Origin of the sequence: Allobosea sp. 2RAB26 (assembly GCF_052115465.1) — a bacterium.
In the GTDB taxonomy this organism is placed as follows: domain Bacteria; phylum Pseudomonadota; class Alphaproteobacteria; order Rhizobiales; family Beijerinckiaceae; genus Allobosea.
The window spans coordinates 548,944-557,415 of sequence record NZ_JBFRGS010000002.1 but is presented as its reverse complement, the minus strand read 5'-3'; the positions used below and the strand labels follow the sequence as shown (position 1 = coordinate 557,415).

Here is an 8,472-nt window from a genome sequence, read left to right as displayed (position 1 = left end):
ACGGCGATCTCGTCGCCGCCCTCGGCGACCGCAAGCTCCAGCCCGGAATGCCGGTCGAGGTCTTCATCACCACCGAGGAACGCACCGCGCTCTCGTTCCTGACGAAACCCTTCGCCGACCACGCCAACAGGATCTTCAAGGAGAGGTGAAACGGAGCCGACACGAGGGGAGGGGCGTGGCAATGCTTCAGACAGGCGTGGCCCGTGGCCACGATCCCATCAGGGCAAGGCGCCTTGCCAAGCCTGCTTCTAACCGAACGGCCCTGACAGGGTGTCATTCTCGATATCGCCACGCAGTGCAGCTGCCTGGCTGAGACCTTGCACGGCAATGACGGCCTCCAGGCGATTGCGGGCGTGGAGCTTTTGCATCAGCAGCGTCATGTAGCCCTTCACGGTCCTTTCGCTCAGCGACAGGGCGCTTGCGATCTCCCTGTTTCGCTTGCCGCTGGAAAGCAGCCTGACGATCTGATGTTCCCGGGCACTGAAGTTCGGCATGGGCGCCGGTCGCGTGTTGACGGGCTTGTGTTTCAGGGCGCCGATGATCCGGGCTGCGAATGAGGGGGAAATGAACACCTCGTCGCGGCGTATTGCATCGATCGCCGTACAGAGTTCATCCGTCGAGCTTGATTTCAGCACGAAGCCGCTGACACCCGCATCAAGAAGCGCGATGGCGAGATTGGTATCGGTCGAGGCGGTGAAGACCAGGACCTTCATTGCTGGCCAGCCCGAGAGAACTTCCAGAAGCGCGCGGAAGGCGTCTCCGGGCATATTGAAGTCGAGGATCATCGCATCGGGGCGGTGATCGGCGGCGATGGAGCGGATGTGCCCGACAGTGGAGCCCATCGCGCTCAATGCCAGGCCGGGTTTGCGCCGGACGAGCGCAGCCATGCCCTCCAGGAGAAGAGGGTGGTTGTCGATGATGGATATTCTGTATTCGGCCATTGATGTTCCCCTGAGGCTGCGGAGAAATCAATTTTTGTGTCTATGAATATTTGAGTGTTGAGAATTTTGTCTGGATTTTGGGGGCGAATGAATGGGCGTCTCTGCGCATGATCGTTCGAATGATCGAAGCGTGGAGCTGAATTTCACGCCGTCTTGTTGTTGGGAGGATTGGCGGCGAAGGGCGGTCTCTCAAGGAGTTTGCTCCGCAATCTGGCCCTGCACGCGCCCATCTGCATGACCAGCCTGCAGAGTACCATGTGGCAGCGGCCCCACGAAGCGACGTTTCAGCCTGCAGAAGACGATGCAAGCCTGCCGTCGCGGCTGCAGTCCAGTCCGGCCGTCGGAGTTGCCAATGCGTCGGCGAGCCGAGGTTTCGTCCGGTCATCTCTTCTACTGCGGATTCCCGGTTACTGTCTCATATTTGTCTTCGCGTGCTTGGCGTGCGTTGCCTGCAGGGAAATCGGCCGAAGAGCCCATGAATACGGCTCGGGGGCACTGTTGCGCAGACGCTTATTATCCAAGGAATAAGATCACGCCCGATCGAATTTAATTGGAATCGAACGAATCGTTCGCCAAACTCGCGGGGCGTACCAGCAAAGCGTTGCCTACCTCATTATCAGTAGTTGGCGGGACATGGCTCGTACATCCGTAGATGGCAGGAAGCCGCCCCTCTCTAAAAGCCCCAGATGCATTGCGTTGGCTCTGCTTGGGGCGCTGCTGTTGAGCGCCTGCCAGGAATCCGGAATCGTCTCCTTCGAGAAGCAGGTCAACGCCACTCACTCGACACGTTCGGTCGACGATGACGGCAAGAGCCGCCCCTTCGGACCCTATGCGAGCCTGCCGGACCCGAGTGGCGCCGGGCCGGCGCAGGCCGCCAAGGTCTTTTCGGGGGGAGAGTTCACCGGCAATCCCGACCAGTCGCGGATGCCGAGCGCTCTTCCGCGGGCGTCCGGGGGGCAGACCTATACACTCAATCTCGTCGATGCCTCGGTGACCGAAGGCGCGAAGGCCGTGTTGGGTGATATCTTCAAGACGAGCTTCACTGTCGATCCGAAGATCGAGGGCCGGATCACGATTCAGACGACGAGGCCGGTCGACAGTGCCGGCATCGCTGAACTCTTCGAGGCGTCCCTGCGGACCGTCGGCGCCGCGATCGTTCAGAACGGCAACATCTATCGGGTGGTGACGGCCGATCAAGCGGCGATGGGAGCTAGGCTCGGCGGTTCGGATGGTGGTGGCCAGCAGATCGGGAACTCGGTCAAGGTGGTGCCGATGAGGTACATCGCGGCGACGGAAATGAAGCGCATCCTCGAGCCGATCGTGTCGTTCGGCGGGGTGGTGCGGGTCGACACATCGCGCAATGCGCTGCTGATCTCGGGCACCGCCCAGGAAATGAGCTCCATCGAGGAGGCCATTTCAGTCTTCGACGTCAACGCGATGAAGGGTATGTCGTTCGCGCTCGTCCCTGTGCGAGGCGGCGAACCCGATGCCATTGTCGATGGGGTCAACCGCATCTTCTCATCGAATGCCGAAGGCGCGATGAGCGGCATGGTCCAACTGGTGCCGAACGCGAAGCTCAAGTCCATCCTGATCATGGCGAGGCAGCCGCAATATCTGCGTGAGGCCCAGCAATGGGTTCGCCGCCTCGACGATCAGGCTGCCGGGCCACAGCGGGAAATCCACAGCTACGTGCTCCGCAACCGGCAGGCCAAGGAACTCGTGGAGGTCCTGAATTCGATCTTCGCCAATGAGGTTACAGGCGGCGGAGATGCAGGCAGACGCGGCGGGCAGAGGGTGCGTAGCTCCGAGCCGGATGCCGCGGCTGTGCCGGGCCAGCTGGCCCAGGCCACGGGATTCTCAGGTGGCGGCGCGGGCGGTGACCGCTTCTCGGGCGCCTTTGGGGGCGGCGCAGCACGCCGCAGCTTCGACATGTTCTCGGGCCTGCCCATTGGCGGTGCGACCTTGGCCACGGGAGGCCAGGAGAATGGCGCTGCCGCCGAAACGGCTTCGACGGGGTTCGGAGCGGGTGGGCCGGGCGGCGAGCCGCGGATCAAGGTCGTGGCCGACCCGGCGCAGAATGCGCTTCTGATCCTCGCCTCCCAGGAAGACTTCAAGCGGGTGGCCCGGGTCATCGCCAATCTCGACATCGTTCCCAATCAGGTCCTGATCGAGGCGACGATCGCCGAGGTGACGCTGAACGACGACCTCAAATTCGGCGTCCGCTGGTTCCTCCAGAACCAGCGTGGCAATCAGACGGGCACCTTCACCAATGCGATCGACGGGGCCATCAGCGCCGCGTTCCCGGGCTTTTCCTACGTTTTCAGGGCAGCCCAGGCCAACGTCACGATCAATGCGCTCGCCCAGGTCGGGCGGGTCAACGTGCTCGCTTCGCCGAGCCTGATGGTCGTCGACAAGAAGACTGCAACCCTGCAGATCGGCGATCAGGTGCCGATCACGACCCAGTCGGCGGTGAGCGTGCTGACGCCCGGAGCCCCGGTCGTGAACTCGGTCTCCTACAAGGATACGGGCGTGATCCTCAATATCACCCCGCGGATCAACGAGTCCGGCCGCGTCCTGCTCGATATCGAGCAGGAGGTCTCGACCGTGCAGCGAACCACCACCTCCGGCATCGACTCGCCCACATTCGGGCGCCGGCGGGTGCGCACCACCGTTGTCGTCAACGACGGGGAGGGCATCACCCTGGGCGGCCTGATCCAGGACAGGACATCGCGGGTGGCGACGCAGGTTCCGGTCCTTGGCGATATCCCCCTGTTCGGCAATGCGTTCAAGGACAAGCAGGATCTGGTCGAGAAGACCGAGCTCGTCATCATGCTGACGCCGCGCGTCGTGCGGGATCTGAACGAGGCGAAGGCGGTCACCGACGAGTACCGGCGCAAAGTCGAGGCCTTTGCCCCGACCCGCAATCCCGGCCGCGTCGTGATCCAGAACGCCAAGCGCGTGCTACGATGACACGGAGATCATCAGGGCGATCTCCGGCACTGAGCTTCCCATGGAGGGAGCATGACCGAGCACGCTCGAACCGCACTGTCAGAGAACGATCCGCATAGCCGATCGTTCTCGGATAAATTCGGAGCCTTCCTGCTGTCGCAGGGGCTTCTCGACGCGACATCGATAGGCCGCGCGCAACGCGCCGCCGTGACCGCCGGAGATCGCTTCGACCTCGTTCTCGCCAAGCTCGGCATCATGTCCGAGGCGGATCTCGCGCTCAGCCTCGCGCGCTATCTCGGGCTCCCGCTCTTCGCGCCGGGGGATGAGAGCCTGCAACCGCTTCTCACCGACAAGCTGCCGCCTTCCTTCGTGATCCAGAACCGGATTCTCCCGATCCGCCTGGAAGCGGGCACGCTGACGCTTGCCGTCGTCGACCCGCTTGACCAGATGCCGCTGGATTCGGTGCGCTTCGTCGTCGACCACGCGATCCGCCACGAGGTCATCACGCTTGCCGAGTTCGAGCGTCTTGCCGCGGTGCTCTATGGCGAAATGAGCTCTGCTGAGACGCTGGCGGCGCCTGTTCATGCGGGCGAGGATCCCAGCGAGCACGACCTGCAGCGGCTGCGCGACAGCGCCAGCGAGGCGCCGGTGATCCGCCTCGTCAACCAGATCATTTCCGCCGCCGTCGATGCCCGCGCCTCGGATATCTATGTCGAACCGATCGGGAACGGGCTCTCCGTCCGGTACCGGATCGACGGGATGCTGCGCGTCACCGAAGAGGTGCCTGCGCGGCTGCGGGCCGCCGTCATCTCGCGCATCAAGATCCTGGCGAGGCTCGACATTGCCGAGCGCCGCCTGCCGCAGGACGGGCGCATCAAGCTTGCGATCCGCGGCAATGATATCGATTTCCGCGTCGCCACCATCCCCACCATCGACGGTGAGACGGTCACGATGCGCGTGCTCGACCGCAGCCGGGTCAAGCTCGACTTTTCGAGCCTCGGCTTCGAGCCGGCCCAGATCGCGGTGCTGCACAAGGTCATGGAGCAGCCGAACGGCATCATCCTCCTCACGGGGCCGACCGGCAGCGGCAAGACGACGACGCTCTACACCATGCTGAAACACGTCAATCGCCCGACGGTGAAGATCTTCACCGTGGAGGACCCGATCGAATATCAGCTCGCGGGCATCAGCCAGGTGCAGGTCCAGCAGACCATCAACCTCGATTTCCCGGCCTGCCTGCGGGCTATCCTGCGGCATCACCCCAACATGATCATGATCGGCGAGATCCGTGACACGGAGACCGCCCGGATCGCGGTGCAGGCGTCGCTGACCGGCCATCTCGTCTTCTCGACCTTGCACACCAACAGCGCCGCCGAGACGGTGACGCGCCTGATCGACATGGGGATCGAGCATTTCCTGCTCGGCTCGACCTTGCGCGGGATCATGGCCCAGCGGCTGGTGCGGCGCTTGTGCACCTCCTGCGCAGAGCCGCACGAGGTCGCGCACGAGATCTCGGAGCAGCTGACTGAAACGGTTCCGGCACTTCGCCAACTCGGCCCCGCGAAACTGCTGCGGCCCCATGGCTGCGAGAAATGCGGCTTCAGCGGGTTCCGCGGCCAGCTGTCGATCGCGGAGCTGCTGGTCGTCGACGATAGCGTGCAGCGGGTGATCCTGCAGCGCCTGCCCGCGATCGAGATCGAACGCATGGCGCGCAGGGCTGGCGGCGGATCGATGTATGAGGACGGCGTCGCCAAGGCCTGGCGGGGTCTGACGACGGTCGAGGAAGTGCTGCGCGTGACGACCGCGCTGACGGTGGAGCAGCCATGAGGTTCCACTTCGAGGCATTCGATGGGGCGGGAAACCTCATCGAGGATGATGTCGAAGCCGCGTCGACCGACGAGGCGCGAGACATCATTCGCGCTCGCGGTGTCACCCCCTACGAGGTTCGGGCCTCGGGGGGAGGGGATTTCCTGTTTCGCGAGATCAGCCTGGAGCGCGGCTCGCGGCGGGTCAACGACGCGCAACTCGCGCGCCTGGCTCGCGATCTTGCTGTGCTCCTGCAGGCCGGCTTGCCGCTCGACACCGTCTTGCGCATCGCCTCGACGACCACGGAAGAGCCGCGGATGCGGGCCCTCGCGCTTCAGTTGATGGAAGGGGTTCAGCAGGGCTCGATGCTTGCGGAGATCATGGAGGGAATGCCGGGCCGCTTCCGGCCCGAATATATCCGCATCGTTCAGGCGGGCGATGTCGGCGCCGATCTCGGCGGCGCCATGCAGGAACTGGCCGAACTGCTTGACCGGCGGGTCGAGATCAGGAGCCGGATTCGCTCCGCCATGGCCTATCCGGCCCTCCTGGTCTGCCTTGCCGCGGTGTCGATCTCGATCGTTCTGGGATTGCTGGTCCCGGCGGTGACGCCGCTCTTCCTGGAGAACGGCATGCCGCTACCCACGGTCCTGGCGGCCATGGAAGCGGTTCGGCAGAACGGGGCGTGGATCCTGGGCCTTGCCGCCGCGATACTGGTCATCGGTGGGTTGGGCATCCTCGCGGCCCGGCGGAGTACTGCGCTTCGGATCAAGCTGGACAGACTCTACCTGTCTCTCCCCGTCATCGGGCGCATTGCGGAACTCCGCGAGGCGGGGCGCTTCATGCGCACGCTTGCGACCCTGGTCAAGGCCGGTGTCCCGCCGCTGCAGGCGCTTCAGGCCTCCTGTCCCCTCGTCAGGAACCAGCATACGCGCGAGCGGCTTGACCGGGCCGTCACGGATGTTCGGGCAGGCGTCAGCATCGGCGAGGCGGTCTCGGCAGCCGAGGCGCTGCCCTCTGTAGCTCAGCAGATGATCACGGTCGGCGAAGAAAGCGGCCGTTTGCAGGACATGCTGCTGCGCGCGGCCGTGATCCTCGAGCGCCAGGAACAGGTCCGGACCTCCCGCGCGCTCGCGGCGCTGACCCCGGTCATCACGATTTTCGTTGCAGGCATGATCGCGGTCATCATCTTTTCGGTGATGGGAGCCGTGCTCTCGATCAATGAACTGGCATTGCGATGACCAGGACACGGCGCGCCATCCCTGCCAATGCGGGCTTCACGCTCATCGAGGTGCTGATCTGCATCGCCATCCTGAGCCTTGCGGTGACCATGGCGGCGCCTCTGCTCAGGCGTACGCCGTCGCAGGCACAGGTGACGGCTGACGCGACCCGCCTGGCGGCTGCACTCCGGGTCACGCGCGCTGCCGCCATGGCGCAGAGCCGGGACATGCTGTTCCTGATCGATGCGGACCGGCGTATCTACGCCTCACCCGTGATCGGGGAAACGCAGATGGCGCCCCATACCAGCATCGACATGGCGCTGGCCGAGGCGGAGCGCCGCTCCTCCAGTGTCGGCGGTATCCGCTTTCTGCCGAGCGGGCGTTCGACCGGCGGCGACATCCATTTGCAGCTGAGCCAGGTCGCCGCGCGCGTGCGGGTCAGTTGGGCCACCGGCCATGTCACGCTCGATCAATAGCGCCAGGCGCAGGGGCCTGAGCGGCGGCGGCGAGGCCGGCTATACGCTGCTCGAGTTCCTGGTCGCCTTCGCGATCCTGGTGGTCGTCCTGGCCGCCCTCCTGACGGCGTTTGCCGTCGCGATGCGTGGCGACCGTCAGGCGAGCTTCCTCACTTTCGGGACGCTGCTCGCCAAGAGCAAATTGGCGTCGGCCGGACAGGACTTCCCCTTGAGGCCGGGAGCGACGGCTGCGAGGTTCGACAATGGTTATGAATGGCGCGCCGTCGTGCGCAGCTACGGCTCGGTCAGGCTGGGCGAGAACCGGCAGGTCGAGAGCCTGTGGGTCGATGTTACAGTCTCCGACCCCGCCAGCAATGGCACTCGCTCGGTGACCTTGTCGTCCCTCGAAATCGCGCCAAGGTCAGGGCCATGATGAGAAGCACACCTTCCGGAGCCCGGACCGGTGGCTTCATCCTTCTCGAGGTGCTGGTCGGGCTGATCCTGCTCTCCCTGACGCTCGGGCTCTTTGCCCTGATGCTGGGTTTTGCGAGCAGGGTCGCCGAGGCTGGGCGGCTGCGCGACCGCGGCGCCGAGATCGCCATCGGGGCTGCCGCAATCTCCGGCTGGCTGGCCGGTGCGCTGCCCCTCATTCAGCCGCGTGCGACGGAGCGGCCGCTGGTGATGTTCGAAGGTCTCGCCGACAGGGTGTCTTTCGTCACCTTGAGCAACGGAGACGCACAGCCAGGGGGAATACTTGCGATCACGATTGCGAGTGAGAACACAGGTGCCCAGGGCGCCGGCGCCCTGGTTTTCGGCTCATCGCTCATGTCGATTGGTGCCGGCGCGTTGTCGGCCCAGAACACGGGAGAGGTCCTTGCACGCGGCGTGGCTTCGGCAACATTCAGCTATTTCGGCTCGCGGGAAGAGGGTTCCCCCGGGCGTTGGCATGATGAATGGAGAAATTCCGAGCGGCTGCCGCGTCTTGTCAGCCTACGTGTCAGGGTTATCGTCGAGCGTAGATTTGAGGATTTTGAGTTAAATTTTCCTATTTTTACAGAGTGATATAATTGTATTTGTATTATTATCGAAAGAACTTGTTGCGAT

Annotated in this window: 7 protein-coding genes; 6 read left to right on the top strand and 1 reads right to left on the bottom strand. The window is 64.1% G+C overall.

Translation table 11 applies throughout. The features are described 5' to 3' along the window. Positions 1-248: 248 nt before the first annotated feature. Entirely contained in the window at positions 249-941 is a 693-nt protein-coding gene (locus AB4118_RS05730; protein WP_441488826.1) for a LuxR C-terminal-related transcriptional regulator, read from the bottom strand. 696 nt (positions 942-1,637) lie between these two features. On the opposite strand from AB4118_RS05730, the gene gspD reads away from it, so the two are divergent. From gspD to AB4118_RS05700, 6 genes are read left to right on the top strand one after another with little or no spacing between them, the layout of a single operon-like run. Beyond that, a complete protein-coding gene (gene gspD, locus AB4118_RS05725) occupies positions 1,638-3,911 on the top strand; it encodes a type II secretion system secretin GspD (RefSeq protein ID WP_441488825.1) in 2,274 nt (757 codons plus the stop codon). Positions 3,912-3,962: 51 nt separating this feature from the next. After that, entirely contained in the window at positions 3,963-5,717 is a 1,755-nt protein-coding gene (locus AB4118_RS05720) for a GspE/PulE family protein (RefSeq protein ID WP_441488824.1), read from the top strand. Beyond that, the gene (locus AB4118_RS05715) at positions 5,714-6,934 is read left to right on the top strand and encodes a type II secretion system F family protein (RefSeq protein WP_441488823.1); all 1,221 of its coding nucleotides are present in this window, start codon (positions 5,714-5,716) and stop codon (positions 6,932-6,934) included. The genes AB4118_RS05720 and AB4118_RS05715 overlap by 4 nt, the downstream gene beginning before the upstream one ends. After that, a complete protein-coding gene (locus tag AB4118_RS05710; protein WP_441488822.1) occupies positions 6,931-7,389 on the top strand; it encodes a pilus assembly FimT family protein in 459 nt (152 codons plus the stop codon). The genes AB4118_RS05715 and AB4118_RS05710 overlap by 4 nt, the downstream gene beginning before the upstream one ends. Further along, on the top strand, positions 7,370-7,801 hold the full coding sequence (locus AB4118_RS05705; RefSeq protein WP_441488821.1) for a type IV pilus modification PilV family protein: 432 nt from the start codon (positions 7,370-7,372) through the stop codon (positions 7,799-7,801). Before AB4118_RS05710 ends, AB4118_RS05705 begins: the two co-directional genes overlap by 20 nt. A 50-nt stretch (positions 7,802-7,851) precedes the next feature. After that, complete coding sequence (locus tag AB4118_RS05700) at positions 7,852-8,430, top strand: hypothetical protein (RefSeq protein ID WP_441488820.1); 579 nt, start codon at positions 7,852-7,854, stop codon at positions 8,428-8,430. Positions 8,431-8,472: the final 42 nt, after the last annotated feature.